Genomic DNA, 16,867 nt, shown 5'->3' on the forward strand with positions numbered 1-16,867 from the left:
GGTGATTGCTCCGGTCAGTACCTGCCGACTGGAGTCAGGGCGTCACGCATGCCTATATAGTACGCCGAAACGAGCTTTGTCCGGGTGCGACCTTGGGTCGCGCACCCGGACAAATGGCGGTTTACTTCTCGACTGTTTCCGGCTTTGCGCCGTGCGACAGGCTGTACACGTAAGCGGCCAACAGGTGCACCTTGTCTTCGCTACCCACGTACTGCAGCTGCGCCGGCATGTTGCCGTTGCGGCCGTAGCGGATGGTCTGCTGCAGCTGGGCATAGCTGCTGCCGTAGATGAAGGCGCTCGGGTTGGTCAGGTTCGGTGCACCCATGCTCGGGGTGCCCTTGCCGTCCGCGCCGTGGCAGGCGAAGCAGGTGCTGGAGAAGATCTTGCGACCGGCTTCGATGTCGGCGGTCACGCCTTCCGGCAGCTTGCGCCCGGCCAGTTCGGTGAGCACATAGGCAGCGGCGTTGCGCACGCCATCTTCGCCGATGGTCGGAGCCTGGGCAGGCATCATGCCGTGACGGCCGGCAGTGATGGTCTGCTTGATGTCGGCCGGAGTACCGCCCCAGCGCCACTCGTTGTCGGTCAGGTTGGGGAAGCCGTAGGCCCCCTTGGCGTCGGAGCCGTGGCAGACCGAGCAGTTGGAGGCGAACAGGCGGCCCCCCATCTTCAGGGCTTTCTCGTCCTTGGCCACTTCCTCGATCGGCATCTTGGCGTACTGGGCGTAGATCGGCGCGTACTGCTTGTCAGCGCGCAGCATCTCCTTTTCCCACTGGTGCACGCCGGTCCAGCCTGGCTCGCCGTTGGCGAACGGCTTGCCGTCGCCCACTTCGTTGTAGCCCGGCAGCAGGCCTTTCCAGGTACCCAGGCCCGGGTAGAGCACCAGGTAGCCGAGGGCGAAGACGATGGTGCCGATGAACAGCATGAACCACCACTTCGGCAACGGGTTGTCGTATTCGGCGATGCCGTCGAACTCGTGGCCGAGGGTTTCTTCCGTGGCTTCCTGGCGTTGCCCCTTGCGCACGCTGAAGATCAGCACGGTAAGGGCGACGATGGTGCCCAGGCTCAGCACGGTGATGTACAGACTCCAGAAGGTAGTCATTCTTTATTGCTCCCAGAAGCTTGTTCGTCACGCTTTTTGGCGGGGGCGTCGTCGGCGAAGGGCAGGTTGGCGGCTTCGTCGAAGCTGTCCTTGCGTCTGCTGCTGTAAGCCCAGAGCACCACGCCAATGAAAGCGATGAAAACCACGGCGGTGCCAATACCGCGAAGCGTCCCGATATCCATCATGCGTTACCGTTTGTTCTTGATTGAGGTGCCCAGACCTTGCAGGTAGGCGACCAGCGCCTCCATCTCGGTCTTGCCTTTCACGGCTTCTGCCGCACCGGCGATATCGGCGTCGGTGTAGGGCACGCCCATGGAGCGCATGGCTTCGAGCTTGGTGGCGGTGTTTTTGCCATCCAGCTTGTTCTCGACCAGCCATGGGTAAGCCGGCATCTTCGACTCCGGTACCACGTTGCGCGGGTTGTACAGGTGCGCACGGTGCCATTCATCGGAGTAGCGGCCGCCGACGCGGGCCAGGTCCGGGCCGGTACGCTTGGAACCCCACAGGAACGGGTGGTCCCAGACGCTTTCACCGGCGACCGAGTAGTGGCCGTAGCGTTCGGTTTCGGCGCGGAACGGACGGATCATCTGCGAGTGGCAGCCGACGCAGCCTTCGCGGATGTAGATGTCGCGACCTTCGAGTTCCAGGGCGGTACGCGGCTTCATGCCCTCGACCGGGGTGTTGGTGACATCCTGGAAGAACAGCGGAACGATCTGGGTCAGGCCGCCGATGCTGACGGCGATGACCATGAACAGAGCCAGCAGGCCGATGTTCTTCTCGACTATTTCGTGGCTTTTCATCAGTGAGCGACCTCGGCAGGGATGCGGGCGGCGGCTTCGTATTCAGCCGGTTTGGCCGCGCGCACGGTGCGGTAGGTGTTGTAGGCCATCAGCAGCATGCCGGCGACGAAGAAGGCACCGCCGATAGCGCGGACCAAGAAGCCGGGGTGGCTGGCTTCGAGGGCTTCAACGAAGGAGTAGGTGAGGGTGCCGTCTTCGTTGACTGCACGCCACATCAGGCCCTGGGTGATGCCGTTGACCCACATGGAAGCGATGTACAGCACGGTGCCGATGGTCGCCAGCCAGAAGTGGGCGTTGATCAGGCCGACGCTGTGCATCTGCTCGCGACCGAAGACTTTCGGGATCAGGTGGTACAGCGAGCCGATGGAGATCATCGCCACCCAGCCGAGGGCGCCGGCGTGCACGTGGCCGATGGTCCAGTCGGTGTAGTGGGACAGGGCGTTGACGGTCTTGATGGCCATCATCGGGCCTTCGAAGGTGGACATGCCGTAGAAAGCCAGGGATACCACCAGGAAGCGCAGGATGGGGTCGCTGCGCAGCTTATGCCAGGCGCCCGACAGGCTCATCATGCCGTTGATCATGCCACCCCAGCTCGGAGCCAGCAGAATCAGGGACATGGCCATGCCCAGGGACTGGGCCCAGTCCGGCAGGGCGGTGTAGTGCAGGTGGTGCGGACCGGCCCAGATGTACAGGGTGATCAGCGCCCAGAAGTGCACGATGGACAGGCGGTACGAGTAGATCGGGCGACCGGCCTGCTTGGGTACGAAGTAGTACATCATCCCCAGGAAGCCGGTGGTCAGGAAGAAGCCCACGGCGTTGTGGCCGTACCACCATTGCACCATGGCATCGGTCGCGCCGGCGTACAGCGAGTACGACTTGAACAGGCTGACCGGCATTTCCATGCTGTTGATGATGTGCAGCATGGCAGTGACCAGGATGAAGGCACCGAAGAACCAGTTGCCCACATAGATGTGCTTGCTCTTGCGCTTCATCACGGTGCCGAAGAACACCACGGCATAGGTGACCCAGACCAGACCCAGGAGGATGTCGATCGGCCATTCCAGCTCGGCGTATTCCTTGGAGCTGGTGTAACCCAGCGGCAGGGTGATCACGGCCAGCACGATCACGGCTTGCCAACCCCAGAAGGTGAAGGCGGCCAGACCGTCGGAAACCAGGCGGGCCTGGCAGGTACGCTGCACCACGTAGTAGGAGGTGGCGAACAGGGCGCAACCACCGAAGGCGAAGATGACTGCGTTGGTGTGCAGCGGACGCAGGCGTCCGAAGCTGGTCCAGGGGAGGTTCAGGTTGAGTTCTGGCCACACGAGTTGTGCGGCAATGAACACGCCTAGACTCATCCCGATGACGCCCCAGATTACCGTCATGACGGCGAACTGGCGGACCACCTTGTAGTTATAAGCAGTCTGACTGATTGCTGTGCTCATGCTAGGGGTTCCACGGTTAATGGAGGTTTTTTGGGGGGTAAAAATCGGCGGCAAGTATGGAGAAATGAGGTACCCATTGCAACGCTACATGCCTGTGCGATCAAGGTTTTAGCGGCTTTTGCCGGGCCTTTGCGGGGGGCAATAAGCAACGCAGTTGCGAAACTTTCGCACCTGAAGAGGCGCTGCGCGGAAGAAGGAATCGCTTGTAATTGTTACTGCGTGCGACTGTCAGCAGCTTAGCCCATGTCAAACGCCAGGGTGTGCTGCTGGTCGGAGGGGTGCGACGCTCGGTCGCACGGGGAAATGCCGCCTGCGGCGGGCGCGGCAGGCGGTTCGGGCGGGATGTGTCGTTTGCCTGTGCGGCGGCGTCGGGCGACGCCGCGCGTTGTCGCGGGCTTACTTGGCCGCGGTTTTCTCGACCTGGGCGGACAGGCTGTACACGTAGGCGGCCAGCAGGTGCACCTTGTCTTCGCTACCCACGTACTGCAGCTGCGCCGGCATGTTGCCGTTGCGGCCGTAGCGGATGGTCTGCTGCAGCTGGGCATAGCTGCTGCCGTAGATGAAGGCGCTCGGGTTGGTCAGGTTCGGTGCACCCATGCTCGGGGTGCCCTTGCCGTCCGCGCCGTGGCAGGCGAAGCAGGTGCTGGAGAAGATCTTGCGACCGGCTTCGATGTCGGCGGTCACGCCTTCCGGCAGCTTGCGCCCGGCCAGTTCGGTGAGCACGTAGGCGGCGGCGTTGCGCACGCCATCTTCGCCGATCATCGGAGCCTGGGCCGGCATCATGCCGTGACGGCCGGCGATGATGGTCTGCTTGATGTCGGCCGGAGTGCCGCCCCAGCGCCACTGATTGTCGGTCAGGTTGGGGAAGCCGTAGGCGCCCTTGGCGTCGGAGCCGTGGCAGACCGAGCAGTTGGAGGCGAACAGGCGCCCCCCCATCTTCACGGCTTGCGGGTCCTTGGCCACCTCCTCGATGGGCATGGCGGCGAACTTGGCGTAGATCGGCCCATACTGCTGCTCGGCCTTGTCCATTTCGCGCTGCCACTGGCCGACCTGGGTCCAGCCGTTCTCGTAGCCCGGCAGCCAGCCTTTCCAGTTGCCCAGGCCCGGGTAGATGGCCAGGTAGCCGGCGGCGAAGATGATGGTGCCGATGAACAGCATGAACCACCACTTGGGCAGCGGGTTGTCATACTCCTCGATGCCGTCGAAGGCATGGCCCATGGTCTGCTCGGTGGTGCCTTTGTTCTCGCCGCTGCGGGTGGCGAATACCAGCCACAGCAGGGCGACCAGGCTGCCGAGGGTGAGCAGGGTGATGTAGCCACTCCAGAAAGAGGTCATGGCTGTGTACTCCGTGACAGAAACAGGAAGGGGTGAATGACCATGACTTACCTCTTGTTCTTCAGGCTGGTGCCGAGGGCCTGCAGGTAGGCGACCAGCGCCTCCATCTCGGTCTTGCCGCTGACGGCCTCGGCGGCGCCGGCGATGTCCGCATCGCTGTAGGGCACGCCGAGGGTGCGCATGGCTTCAAGCTTGGCGGCGGTGTCCTTGCCGTCCAGCTTGTTCTCGACCAGCCAGGGGTAGGCCGGCATCTTCGACTCCGGCACCACGTTGCGCGGGTTGTACAGGTGCGCGCGGTGCCAGTCGTCGGAGTAGCGGCCGCCGACGCGGGCCAGGTCCGGGCCGGTACGCTTGGAGCCCCAGAGGAACGGGTGGTCCCAGACGCTTTCACCGGCCACCGAGTAGTGGCCGTAGCGCTCGGTTTCGGCGCGGAACGGACGGATCATCTGCGAGTGGCAGCCGACGCAGCCTTCCTTGATATAGATGTCGCGGCCTTCCAGCTGCAGCGCGGTGTAGGGCTTCATGCCCTGTACCGGCTCGTTGACCACGTCCTGGAAGAACAGCGGGACGATCTGGGTCAGGCCGCCGATGCTCACGGCCAGGACCATGCACAGGGCCAGCAGGCCGACGTTCTTCTCGAGTATTTCGTGTTTGCTGCTCATCAGTGGGCTCCCTCAGTGATCAGCGCGCCAGCGTCGTATTCGGCCGGTTGCACGGCGCGTACGGTGCGCCAGGTGTTGTAGGCCATCAGTAGCATGCCGGTGAAGAAGATCGCCCCGCCCAGTACGCGCACCACGAAGCCGGTGTGGCTGGCTTCCAGGGCTTCGACGAAGGAGTAGGTGAGGGTGCCGTCTTCGTTGACCGCACGCCACATCAGGCCCTGGGTGATGCCGTTGACCCACATGGAGGCGATGTACAGCACGGTGCCGATGGTCGCCAGCCAGAAGTGGGCGTTGATCAGGCCGACGCTGTGCATCTGCTCGCGACCGAAGACTTTCGGGATCAGGTGGTACAGCGAGCCGATGGAGATCATCGCCACCCAGCCGAGGGCGCCGGCGTGCACGTGGCCGATGGTCCAGTCGGTGTAGTGGGACAGGGCGTTGACGGTCTTGATGGCCATCATCGGGCCTTCGAAGGTGGACATGCCGTAGAAGGCCAGGGACACCACCAAAAAGCGCAGGATGGGGTCGCTGCGCAGCTTATGCCAGGCGCCCGAGAGGGTCATCATGCCGTTGATCATGCCGCCCCAGCTCGGCGCCAGCAGCACCAGGGACATCACCATGCCGAGGGACTGGGCCCAGTCCGGCAGGGCGGTGTAGTGCAGGTGGTGCGGACCGGCCCAGATGTACAGGGTGATCAGCGCCCAGAAGTGCACGATCGACAGACGATAGGAATACACCGGGCGCCCGGCCTGCTTGGGCACGAAGTAGTACATCATCCCCAGGAAACCGGCGGTGAGGAAGAAGCCCACGGCGTTGTGGCCGTACCACCACTGCACCATGGCGTCGGTGGCGCCGGCGTACAGCGAGTAGGACTTGGTCAGGGTGACCGGCAGCTCCATGTTGTTGACCAGGTGTAGGATCGCCACGGTCAGGATGAAGCCGCCGAAGAACCAGTTGCCCACGTAGATGTGCTTGGTCTTGCGCTTCATCAGGGTGCCGAAGAACACCACGGCATAGGAGACCCAGACGATGGTGATCAGAATGTCGATCGGCCATTCCAGCTCGGCGTATTCCTTGGAGCTGGTCCAGCCCAGGGGCAGGCTGATCGCCGCGAGCACGATGACCAGCTGCCAGCCCCAGAAGGTGAAGGCGGCCAGGCTGTCCGAGATCAGGCGGGTCTGACAGGTGCGTTGCAGCGAGTAGTAGCTGGTGGCAAACAGGGCGCAACCACCGAAGGCGAAGATCACCGCGTTGGTATGCAGGGGTCGCAAGCGGCCAAAACTGGTCCAGGGTAGGTTGAAGTTGAGTTCGGGCCAGGCCAGTTGCGCGGCGATGAACACGCCGAGCCCCATCCCGACTATGCCCCAAACCACCGTCATAATGGCGAACTGGCGGACCACCTTGTAGTTGTAGGCGGTTCTGCTGGTTGTGTTCATGTGTTGGGCTTCCATCCACGGTTTATGAAAAGCAGGGCAAGCATGGGTAATGGCACGGTGACAGTTATTGACGGAGGTCAATGCACAGTGGGTGAGTGGCTCCTGGACGGGTGTGACAGGCTGTCGCAAGTCGATCTGATCCTGGCCCACGGCGCCGGCGCGCCGATGGACAGCGCGTTCATGGCCGGCATGGCGGGGTTGTTGGCGGCGCGCGGCATCGCGGTGCTGCGCTTCGAATTCCCCTATATGACGGCGCGCCGCGAGGATGGACGCAAGCGCCCGCCCAATCCCCAGGCGCAGCTGCTGGAGAGCTGGCGCCAGGTCTATGCCTCCGTGCGCGAGCAGGTGCCGGGGCGGCTGGCGATCGGCGGCAAATCCATGGGCGGGCGCATGGCCAGCCTGCTGGCCGACGAGCTGGGCGCCGACGCGCTGGTGTGCCTGGGCTATCCCTTCCATGCCGTGGGCAAGCAGGACAAGCCGCGGGTCGCCCACCTGGCCGGCTTGCGCACGCCGACCTTGATTGTCCAGGGCGAGCGCGACGCCATGGGCGCGCGGGCCACTGTGGCGGGTTATGCCTTGTCGACAGCGGTCGAGCTGCACTGGCTGGCGGCCGGCGATCATGACCTGAAGCCGCTTAAGGCGAGTGGCTTCAGCCACGAGCAGCATCTGCAGGCGGCGGCGGATGCGGTGGCGGCATTTCTGCGGCGCCTCGGCTAGACGCGGGCTCCGCGCGCCAATGGCGATGTTTCGCCAGCGAAGCCCGCTGCTGCGCATCCCTGGGGAAATCAGCAGTCTGGTTTTAGTGGCAGCGGTGACCGGCTTCGGGGTGTGCAAGACATGAAAAAGGCCGGCACCCGCGAGGGTGCCGGCCTTTTTGGGGGGCGCGTGGCTCAGCGGTTGAAGCGCTCCACCAGGGAGTACTGGTCCTGCGCGGTGGTGGTCAGCTCCTCGCTGAGGTTCGCCGTGTTCTGCGCTTCGCCGGCGGTCTGGTCGGCCAGCTGGGCAATGGTGGTGATGTTCTGGTTGATTTCGTCCGCCACGGCGCTCTGCTCCTCGGCGGCGGCGGCGATCTGGTTGGCCATGTCGGCGATATTCGCCACGGCCTCGCTGATGCCCAGCAGGGCCTGGTCGGCCTGCTGCACACGTTCGACGCCTTCGTCGGCCTGCTTGCGGCCGATCTCCATGGTCATCACCGCCTCTTCGGCGGTGCGCTGCAGCTTGGCGATCAGGGCGTGGATCTGCCCGGTGGATTCGGCGGTGCGCTGGGCCAGCGAACGCACCTCGTCGGCCACCACGGCAAAGCCGCGGCCCATCTCGCCGGCGCGGGCGGCTTCGATGGCGGCGTTGAGCGCCAGCAGGTTGGTCTGGTCGGCAATGCCCTTGATCACGTCGACCACGCCGCCGATCTCGTTGCTGTCCTGGGCCAGGCGCGACACGGTTTCGCCGGTTTCGCCCACCGACAGCGACAGGCGCTGGATGGCGTCGCGGGTTTCCGCGGTGACATTGCGCCCTTCGCCGGTCAGGCGGTTGGCTTCCTGGGTGGCGATGGCGGTGCGCGCCACATTGCTGGCGACCTCAAGCGTGGTTGCGGCCATCTCGTTGACCGCGGTGGCAACCTGTTCGGTTTCCACGCGCTGGCGCTCCAGGCCGGCGGAGCTGTTGTGGGCCAGCTGGTCGGCTTGGCGGGCCTGCTGGGTCAGGCGCTCGGCGGTATCCTGCAGGCGGGTCAGGCAGGTCTTCAGGCGGGCTTCCTGGCTGAGCATGGCCATTTCCAGGCGCGCCTCGGCGCCATGGCTGTCGGTGTACATCTGGGCGATCAGCGGGTCCGAGGTGGTCTGCTCGGCCAGGCGCAGCAGGCGCTTGATCCCGCGGTTCTGCCAGGCCAGGCCGGTCAGGCCCAGCGGCACCGAGAACAGGGCGGCGAGCAGGAAGCCCCAGGTCGAGCCCATCCAGTGACCGATCAGGAAACCGATCTGGCTGATCAGGATGAATGGCAGCCAGGCCTGCAGCAGCGGCAGCCAGCTGTCGCGGCTGGGGATCGCCGCTTTACCGGCGTTGATCCGTGCGTACAGGGCCTGGGCGCGGCTCACCTGCTCGGCGGTCGGCTTGATCCGTACCGATTCGTAGCCCACCACCTGGCCGCCCTCGAGCATCGGGGTCACGTAGGCATTGACCCAGTAGTGGTCGCCGTTCTTGCTGCGGTTCTTGACGATGCCCATCCACGGGCGGCCCTTCTTCAGGGTGGTCCACATGTGCTCGAACACCGCCGGCGGAACATCCGGGTGGCGCACCAGGTTGTGCGGCGCCCGGATCAGTTCGTCGCGCGTGAAACCGCTGATCTCGATGAAGGCCTGGTTGCAGTAGGTGATCTGACCTTTTGCATCGGTGGTGGAGATCAGGCGCTGCTGGGCAGGGAAGGTGCGCTCGCGCTGGGTGATGGGCTGGTTGTTTCGCATGCGTGTCGATTCTTCGGCGAGGGGCTTGTCAGAGTGGATCGGCCGTGAACTGTGAAAATTGAGCGGTCGATCCTAACGTTCGTAACCGATTGTAACCTGTCCGGATAGATAAGAATAATTTGGCGCCAACTTTTTATTTGGGCTGGCTGTTTATATATGCAGTCAATGGAAAATAGCTGAAGTATTCGGTGGATATTAATGTCTCGTTCATCTGGCGTGGCTAATGGTGTCCTATATATCGCTGCTTTTGTCATTATATATGGCGTCAGAAAAATGGCATTAGCCTGTTTTCAATATGCTTTACGTCGCGCGTATTACCTTGCGTAATGCCTGTTTTTTAGGTGTTACTTTCTAATCCGCCTTCTGTATGATCCATTCCAGAGCGCTTGCATCATGTTGGTGCCAGAAAAATGGCATCTGTGAAGTGCTTCACGCGTTACTCTTGGTAACTAGGTTACTGTTTTAAAAAGGAATAACTTAACAACTGTCACACGAGGAACTTAGTGTCTTCGTGTGGCATTGGTTTTGCTCTGATCAAGTTGAACTTTCTCTGCCTCGGATAAGGCAGAAGTCGACTGGTTGGTGAAGGGACTCGAGGGTTTTGTCGTACCTGTAGTCGGTCTCGCGAGATAGGCGGATCAGCCGTGTGGCTGCCGCATCGATCAACGCAAGGAGGAGATCGCCAAATGCGCATCAGCATTTTTGGGCTTGGCTATGTAGGAGCTGTGTGTGCCGGTTGCCTGTCGGCCCGGGGGCATCAGATCATTGGTGTGGATATTTCGGCGCTGAAGATCGACCTGATCAACAGCGGTAAGGCGCCAATCGTCGAGCCGGGGCTCGAGGAGCTGCTGCAGCAGGGCATCAAGAGCGGCAAGCTGCGCGGTACGCTGGACATGCGCGAGGCGGTACTGGAGACGGATATCTCCTTCCTCGCCCCGCCGACGCCGAGCAAGCGCAATGGCGACCTGGATGTGTCCTACATCGAGGAAGTCTGCCAGCAGATCGGCCGGGTTCTCCCGGAAAAGAGCACTCGCCACACCGTGGTGGTACGCAGCACCGTGCTGCCAGGCACGCTGCGCAACGTGGTCATCCCGACCCTGGAGAAGTACTCGGGCCTCAAGGCCGGCGAGGACTTCGGCGTGGCGGTCAACCCGGAGTTCCTGCGCGAGAGCACCGCGATCAAGGACTACGACTTCCCGGCCATGACCGTGATCGGCGAGCTGGACAAGACCTCGGGCGACCTGCTCGAAGCGATCTACAGCGAGCTGGACGCGCCGATCATCCGCAAGACCATCGAGGTCGCGGAGATGATCAAGTACACCTGCAACGTCTGGCACGCGGCCAAGATCACCTTCGCCAACGAGATCGGCAACATCTCCAAGGCGGTCGGCGTCGACGGTCGCGAGGTGATGGATGTGATCTGCCAGGACCACAAACTCAACCTGTCCAAGTACTACATGAAGCCCGGCTTCGCCTTCGGCGGCTCCTGCCTGCCCAAGGACGTGCGCGCCCTCAACTACCGCGCCACCCAGCTCGACATCGAGTCGCCGCTGATCAACTCGCTGATGCCGAGCAACGAAGCCCAGGTGCGCAACGCCTACAACCTGATCGCCAGCCAGGACAAGCGCAAGATCGCGCTGCTCGGCCTGAGCTTCAAGGCCGGCACCGACGACCTGCGCGAGAGTCCGCTGGTGGAACTGGCCGAGCAGCTGATCGGCAAGGGTTTCGACCTGAAGATCTTCGACCGCAACGTCGAATATGCCCGCGTCCACGGCGCCAACCGCGAATACATCGAGTCGAAGATTCCCCATGTCTCATCGCTGCTGCGCTCCGACCTGCAGCAGGTCGTGGCCGATGCCGACGTGATCGTGCTGGGCAACAGCGACGAACTGTTCGAGACCGTGGTGCAGAACCTGCCGGCGGGCAAGAAGCTGATCGATCTGGTCGGTTTCATGCGCCACTGCAGTGACGACGTCAAGGAAGGCCTCTGCTGGTAGCGACTGCTGCAGCGTTGAACATGCACAGGGCGTTACAACAAGAATAAGAACGCCCCCGTTGCAGAGTCGAAACTCAAACGGGGTTGGTTACATGGAAGATACTCGGGGGCGCCTGCGCAATGCCGCGGGTTGGCTGTTCTATCTCAGCGCGTTGGGTGGCATGGCGTTACTGCTGCCGCACAGCGTGTTCGATCCGCAATCCACCGATTTCCTCCTGCTGCTGGGTGCAGTGGGGATTTGGCGCTATTCGGTGGGCATCACCCACTATGTGCGCGGGATGATTTTTCTCTACCTGATGTTCCCCTACTACCGGCGCAAGGCGCGCAAGCAGGGGGCGGATGCCGATCCGTCGCACGTGTTCCTGATGGTCACCAGCTTCCGCATCGATGCCTTGACCACCGCCGAGGTCTATCGCTCGGTGATCGAGGAAGCGATCAACTGCGACTACCCGTGCACGGTGGTCTGCTCGATCGTCGAGCTGTCCGATGAACTGCTGGTCAAGAACCTGTGGCATCGCCTGAATCCGCCAGAGCGGGTCAAGCTGACCTTCGTGCGGATTCCCGGCACCGGCAAGCGCGACGGCCTGGCCCAGGGCTTCCGCGCCATCTCGCGGGCGCAGCCGGACGACCGGGCCGTAGTGGCCGTGGTCGATGGCGACACCGTGCTGAGTGCCGGCGTGGTGCGCAAGACCGTGCCGTACTTCGGCCTGTTCGAAAACCTGGGTGGCCTGACCACCAACGAGTTCTGCGAAGTGCGCGGCGGCTACATCATGCACGAGTGGCACAAGCTGCGCTTCGCCCAGCGCCACATCAACATGTGCTCGATGGCCCTGTCCAAGCGCGTGCTGACCCTGACCGGGCGCATGTCGGTGTTCCGCGCCGAGGTGGTGACCAGCCCCGGCTTCATCGCCGACGTGGAAAACGACCACCTGCAGCACTGGCGTCTTGGCCGCTTCAAGTTCCTCACCGGCGACGACAAGTCCAGTTGGTACAGCCTGATGCGTTTGGGCTACGACACCTTCTACGTGCCGGATGCGACGATCAATACGGTCGAGCACCCGCCGGAGAAGAGCTTCATCAAGGCCAGTCGCAAGCTGATGTTCCGCTGGTACGGCAACAACCTGCGGCAGAACTCGCGCGCCCTCGGCCTGGGTCCGTCGCGCCTGGGCTGGTTCACCAGCCTGGTGCTGCTGGATCAGCGCATCTCGATGTGGACCAGCCTGCTGGGGCCGAGCGTGGCGATCATCGCCAGCATCAAGTACGGCTTCGCCTACCTGCTCATCTACCTGCTGTGGATCGGCCTGACGCGGCTGGTGCTTACCCTGCTGTTGCTGGCCTCCGGGCATGAGATCGGGCCGGCCTACCCGTTGATCCTCTATTACAACCAGATCGTCGGGGCCCTGGTGAAGGTGTACGTGTTTTTCCGCCTCGACCAGCAGTCCTGGACCCGCCAGAAGACCAAGCTCAATCGCGACCTGGCCAGCTTCCAGCGCTGGTTCAACACCTGGTCGTCGCGGGCCATGACCTTTTCGGCGGGCAGTATTTTCGTCGCTGCCTTGATGTGGGTGGTGTAAGCGGCAACGGATGGCCGAAGGCCACTTGATGCCCGAGTTAACTCATTAATTTAAAAGGGAAAAGCCATGAGTGCAGTGATGAGTCCAAGCAGCAACAGCAATGTTGTCCACGAGTCGGAGGCCCAGCGCCAGTACGCGCGTCTGAAGCTGCCGGCGAAGATCGTCTACCGCAGCCCGCAGGGCCAGGATCTGGAAGCACCGCTGCTGGATCTGTCGGCTGGTGGTTTCAGCTTCGAGCCCAATTCCGGGCTGATCAGCGAAGGCCAGCACCTGCGCGGCAAGCTGATGTTCGAGATCGAAGGCATCGGTTTCGCCATGGACGTGGAGTTCCAGGTGCGCTCGCTGCAGGGCGGCAAGCGCGTCGGTTGCGAGTTCCACAACCTCAAGCCGCGCGAAATCTCCGCGCTGCGCTACCTGATCAGCGGCTTCCTCAGCGGCGAGCTGGTCACCGTCGGCGACCTGATCAGCACCCTGCAGCGCGAGAACTTCACCAAGGCGCGCAACAACAAGGCCGACGGCCCGGTCAGCCCGCTGGCGCGCCTGCGCGCCCTGGGCCTGAGCCTGGCGATCTTCCTGGTCGGGGTCAGCGCCTGCAGCTACGTGCTCTATCAGCTGTACGACATCTACTTCGTCACCCATGCCGACTCGGCCCAGGTCATGGTGCCCGGGCAGCAGGTGGCCATGCCGCGCGAAGGGTCGGTACAGAGCCTGGTCAAGGTCGGCGACACGGTGGCCAAGGGCGCGCCGGTGGCGACCTTCTCCGCGACCATGCTGGATGCCCTGAAGGGCGCGCTGCCGGAGGCGGAGATGACCCCGGACAACCTCGAGCGCCTGTTCAGCAAGAGCTTCCAGGGCACCCTGACCAGCCCCTGCGACTGCCGCGTGGTGGCGCAGCTGGTCGGCGACGGGCAGATGGCGGTCAAGGGCACGGCCGTGTTCACCCTGGCCCCGGCCGACAGCGTGGCGACCGTCGAGGCGCGCTTCCCTTACCGGGCCTTCGATGAGCTGCAGCCGGGCACCCAGGTCAGCTTCCTGGTGGGCGGCGAGACCGAGCCGCGCAGCGGCGTGATCAGCAGCATGGCGCTGCAGGACGGCGGCCTGGCCTCGGACATCCGCGTGATGATCGAGCCGGCACTGCCGCTGGCCAGCGAACTGGCCAAGCGCCCGGTGGACGTACGCATCCAGCCGCTGGGCGGGCTGTGGTCGAGCAACAGCCTGGCTGCCGGCAAATGAAAAGGCTCAGCCTGGCACTCGGGACCCTAGGCCTCGGCCTGCTGTCGGGCTGCGTGAGCCTGCCCGACCTGCAACTGGCCAAGCAGGCGAAAAACGCCGGCGATCTGGCGACCGCGCAGGCCAACTTCCAGGCGCTGGCGGCGCAGGGCTATGTCGACGCGGAAATCGGCCTGGCCGACATCCTCGTGCGCAGCGCCTCGGTGGCGCAGCAGGAGCAGGGCGCAGCGCTCTATCGCGGCGCTTTGGGGCGCTCGCCCCTGGCGCCGGTGCGCCTCGGCAAGTGGCTGGCCAGCCAGCCGCAGTTGAGCGTGGAGCAACGCCAGGAGGCCGAGCGCCTGCTGCGCCAGGGTCTGCAGGAGGGCGACCGCAGCGCACTGTTGCCACTGGTGCAGGTGCAGCTGCTCGACCCGCAGAAGGTCGGCAGCGGCGAGATCGACCGTGAGCTGGCGCACTGGCAGGCCCAGGGGCTGGGCGAGGCGCAGCTCGGCATGATCCAGCTGTACCGCGTGCGCGGCGACTATGCGCAGCACCAGATGCAGATCCGGCAAACCTGCGAGGCCTGGCTGGCCCAGGTCAGCGAGTGCTACCCCGAGTTGGCGGCGATCTACCAGCAGCAGACCGATAGCGCGGCCCTGGAAGCCCTGCTGGTGCGCCTGCGCGAGGACTATCAGGCCGGCACGGTGGTGCCCGACCGCCTGCAGGCGGTGGCCAAGGTGCTCGCCGACCCGGCCAACGGCGAGCCGGCTCCACAGACCGCCAAGGAGCTGTTCGAGCTGATCGCTCCCGTCCATGCCGACGCCTGGGTCAGCCTGGCGGAGCTGACGCAGAGCTACCCGGACCTGGGGGGCGCCAGCGAAATCCAGGCCTACCTGGAGCAGGGCGTGGCGGCGGGTTCCTCGCGCGCGGCCATGACCCTGGGGCAGCACTACATGAAGGGCCAGATCCTCCCGGGCGATCCCCTGGCCGCCGAAAAATACCTGCTGCAGGCCTTGCCGTACGAGCCCAAGGCGCACTTCTTCCTCGGCAAGATCTACAGCGAAGGGCAGCTGGGCGACATCGACCCGGACAAGGCCCTGGAGCACCTGCTGATCGCCGCCCGCAGCGGCAACGCCAGTGCCGACGTGGCCCTGGCCCAGCTGTTCGGCGCCGGCAAGGGCATCCGCATCAATGCGGTGTACGCCTACACCTTCGCCACCCTGGCCAAGCAGCAGGGCGCGCCCCAGGGCCAGGCGCTACTGGAACGCCTGGCGCCGCGCCTGCAAGCGCAGGACTACCCGCAGGTGGAAAGCCTGCTGGCCCGCGAGCTGCGTGCCCGCGGCGGCGAGCAGCTGAGCATCCGCAATTCGACCCATCCAATGCAGGGAATGCTATGACTTCGACCAACCGTTGCGCCGCCGTTTTCGCGTGCACGGCCGGCCTGCTCGGCAGCCCGCTCCTGTGGGCGGCCGAGGCGCAGCCCGGGCTGTCCTACGGGGCCAATCTGAAGATCACCGCGCAGTCGCTCGACGACCGCGACCTGGGTACCCGTGATGGCGGCGACTTCAATGGCGTCGGCCTGAGCGTGCGGCCCTGGGTCTACGGCCTGCGCGGCGACTGGAGCGCCTACCTGATGGCGGAGGCCTTCGTCGCCAGCGATGTGATCGAATCCGATACCAGCGAGTCCGACACCATCGACTCCACCGATGCGCGCGAGCGCGACGACAACTTCCTCGCCCTGCACGAGTTTTGGGTCGACTACGGCGGCCTGACCGCCTATCCCGGCGAGTCCCTGCGCCTGGGCCGGCAGAAGATCCGCAGCGTCGACGGCCTGTGGTGGGACAGCAATATCGAGGCGCTGCGCTGGAACTTCGATACCACGCTGCTCAACGCCCATGTCGGCATCGCCGAGCGCTTCAGTGACTACCGTACCGACCTCGACGACCTGGCGCCGCAGGACGAGGATCGCCTGCACCTGCTGGGCGATCTCTCCACCCAGTGGCGGCCGGGGCACTGGGCCGGGCTCAAGTTCCACCACAGCGACGATAACGGCAGCCTGCCGAACCCGGGCGAAGAGGTGGACCAGCTGAGCAAGACCTACAGCGGCCAGCTGACCTGGCTGGGCATCGAGGCCAATGGCGACTTCTACAACTACCGCAGCAGCCTGCCGCTGAGCTACATGGCCAGCCTGACCTGGCTGACCGGCGACGCCGACGTGCTCAGCACGCGCACCGTCGACGGCGTACGCCGGGCCGCCGGCGAGAGCAACCAGGATGTCGATGCCTGGGCCCTGGATCTCGGCCTGCGCTGGAACATCGATGAGCACTGGCGGCTCGGCGCCACCTATTCGCGCGCCAGTGGCGGCGGCGATGGCGACGACTCCGAGCAGTTCGTGCAGACCGATCTGCAGAGCAACCGCGCCAACTTCACCGGCACCAACTCCACCGTCAACCGCTTCGGCGAGGCCTATCGCGGCGAGCTGAACAACCTGCAGGCGGCCAGCTTGTTTGGCGCCTGGCAGCTGAACAAGGACTACGACGCCAGCCTGGTCTATCACCGCTTCTGGCGGGTGGATGACCAGGCCGACAGCGCCAGCGGCCTGCAGGCGGCGCTGGAGCCGGGGGAGAAGGACCTGGGCCAGGAAGTCGATCTGGTGCTGACCCGTTACTTCAACGAGGGGCAGATGCCCGCCGAACTGGGCTGGCTGGGCGCGAAGTCGGCGCTGGTGCGTTTTCGCGGCGGTTTGTTCCTGCCGGGCGACGCCTTTTCCCGCGACAGCGATTCGAACATGCACCGCGCCGTTGTCGACGTGGTCTGGCGTTACTGAGGTGGCCTGAAGTGAACATGGAGACTGGCAA

At 64.2% G+C, this 16,867-nt stretch carries 14 protein-coding genes; 6 read left to right on the forward strand and 8 right to left on the reverse strand.

Annotation, left to right across the window (positions count from 1 at the left end):
• Positions 1-121: 121 nt before the first annotated feature.
• The 7 genes from ccoP (F3I62_RS11170) to ccoN (F3I62_RS11200) all read right to left on the reverse strand — a co-directional run bounded on the left by ccoP (F3I62_RS11170) (position 122) and on the right by ccoN (F3I62_RS11200) (position 6,774).
• Positions 122-1,099 carry a cytochrome-c oxidase, cbb3-type subunit III gene (gene ccoP, locus F3I62_RS11170; protein ID WP_160489710.1) on the reverse strand — a complete coding sequence of 326 codons (978 nt, stop codon included), beginning with the start codon at positions 1,097-1,099 and terminating at the stop codon, positions 122-124.
• Positions 1,096-1,281, reverse strand: a complete 186-nt coding sequence (locus tag F3I62_RS11175; protein WP_160083272.1) for a cbb3-type cytochrome c oxidase subunit 3 — start codon at positions 1,279-1,281, stop codon at positions 1,096-1,098. The genes ccoP (F3I62_RS11170) and F3I62_RS11175 overlap by 4 nt, the downstream gene beginning before the upstream one ends.
• A 6-nt stretch (positions 1,282-1,287) precedes the next feature.
• Entirely contained in the window at positions 1,288-1,899 is a 612-nt protein-coding gene (gene ccoO / locus F3I62_RS11180; RefSeq protein WP_160489711.1) for a cytochrome-c oxidase, cbb3-type subunit II, read from the reverse strand.
• Positions 1,899-3,341, reverse strand: coding sequence for a cytochrome-c oxidase, cbb3-type subunit I (gene ccoN, locus F3I62_RS11185; protein WP_160079425.1), 1,443 nt, complete (start codon positions 3,339-3,341; stop codon positions 1,899-1,901). Before ccoN (F3I62_RS11185) ends, ccoO (F3I62_RS11180) begins: the two co-directional genes overlap by 1 nt.
• Positions 3,342-3,737: 396 nt before the next feature.
• Positions 3,738-4,676 carry a cytochrome-c oxidase, cbb3-type subunit III gene (ccoP, locus tag F3I62_RS11190; protein ID WP_160489712.1) on the reverse strand — a complete coding sequence of 313 codons (939 nt, stop codon included), beginning with the start codon at positions 4,674-4,676 and terminating at the stop codon, positions 3,738-3,740.
• 47 nt (positions 4,677-4,723) lie between these two features.
• Positions 4,724-5,338 (reverse strand): cytochrome-c oxidase, cbb3-type subunit II, encoded by a 615-nt coding sequence (gene ccoO / locus F3I62_RS11195; protein ID WP_160489713.1) that lies wholly within the window; start codon positions 5,336-5,338, stop codon positions 4,724-4,726.
• Positions 5,338-6,774: a cytochrome-c oxidase, cbb3-type subunit I gene (gene ccoN / locus F3I62_RS11200; RefSeq protein WP_160489714.1), complete on the reverse strand. Its 1,437-nt coding sequence runs from the start codon at positions 6,772-6,774 to the stop codon at positions 5,338-5,340. The genes ccoO (F3I62_RS11195) and ccoN (F3I62_RS11200) overlap by 1 nt, the downstream gene beginning before the upstream one ends.
• Before the next feature lie 42 nt (positions 6,775-6,816).
• Here ccoN (F3I62_RS11200) and F3I62_RS11205 point away from each other — a divergent pair, with 42 nt between their 5' ends.
• Positions 6,817-7,491 carry an alpha/beta family hydrolase gene (locus tag F3I62_RS11205; protein WP_256667742.1) on the forward strand — a complete coding sequence of 225 codons (675 nt, stop codon included), beginning with the start codon at positions 6,817-6,819 and terminating at the stop codon, positions 7,489-7,491.
• 173 nt (positions 7,492-7,664) lie between these two features.
• On the opposite strand, the gene F3I62_RS11210 is transcribed toward F3I62_RS11205, so the two are convergent.
• Positions 7,665-9,230: a PAS domain-containing methyl-accepting chemotaxis protein gene (locus tag F3I62_RS11210; protein WP_160489715.1), complete on the reverse strand. Its 1,566-nt coding sequence runs from the start codon at positions 9,228-9,230 to the stop codon at positions 7,665-7,667.
• Positions 9,231-9,916: 686 nt separating this feature from the next.
• On the opposite strand from F3I62_RS11210, the gene F3I62_RS11215 reads away from it, so the two are divergent.
• The 5 genes from F3I62_RS11215 to F3I62_RS11235 all read left to right on the forward strand — a co-directional run bounded on the left by F3I62_RS11215 (position 9,917) and on the right by F3I62_RS11235 (position 16,836).
• Positions 9,917-11,227 carry a nucleotide sugar dehydrogenase gene (locus tag F3I62_RS11215; RefSeq protein WP_160489716.1) on the forward strand — a complete coding sequence of 437 codons (1,311 nt, stop codon included), beginning with the start codon at positions 9,917-9,919 and terminating at the stop codon, positions 11,225-11,227.
• 91 nt (positions 11,228-11,318) lie between these two features.
• A complete protein-coding gene (locus F3I62_RS11220; RefSeq protein WP_160489717.1) occupies positions 11,319-12,800 on the forward strand; it encodes a glycosyltransferase family 2 protein in 1,482 nt (493 codons plus the stop codon).
• Between the two features lie 78 nt (positions 12,801-12,878).
• On the forward strand, positions 12,879-14,033 hold the full coding sequence (locus tag F3I62_RS11225; protein ID WP_160489718.1) for a PilZ domain-containing protein: 1,155 nt from the start codon (positions 12,879-12,881) through the stop codon (positions 14,031-14,033).
• Positions 14,030-15,406 carry a sel1 repeat family protein gene (locus F3I62_RS11230; protein WP_160489719.1) on the forward strand — a complete coding sequence of 459 codons (1,377 nt, stop codon included), beginning with the start codon at positions 14,030-14,032 and terminating at the stop codon, positions 15,404-15,406. The genes F3I62_RS11225 and F3I62_RS11230 overlap by 4 nt, the downstream gene beginning before the upstream one ends.
• Positions 15,403-16,836 (forward strand): alginate export family protein, encoded by a 1,434-nt coding sequence (locus tag F3I62_RS11235; protein WP_160489720.1) that lies wholly within the window; start codon positions 15,403-15,405, stop codon positions 16,834-16,836. Before F3I62_RS11230 ends, F3I62_RS11235 begins: the two co-directional genes overlap by 4 nt.
• Positions 16,837-16,867 lie beyond the last annotated feature (31 nt).

Source organism: Pseudomonas sp. R-28-1W-6 (assembly GCF_009799925.1).
Taxonomy (GTDB): domain Bacteria; phylum Pseudomonadota; class Gammaproteobacteria; order Pseudomonadales; family Pseudomonadaceae; genus Aquipseudomonas.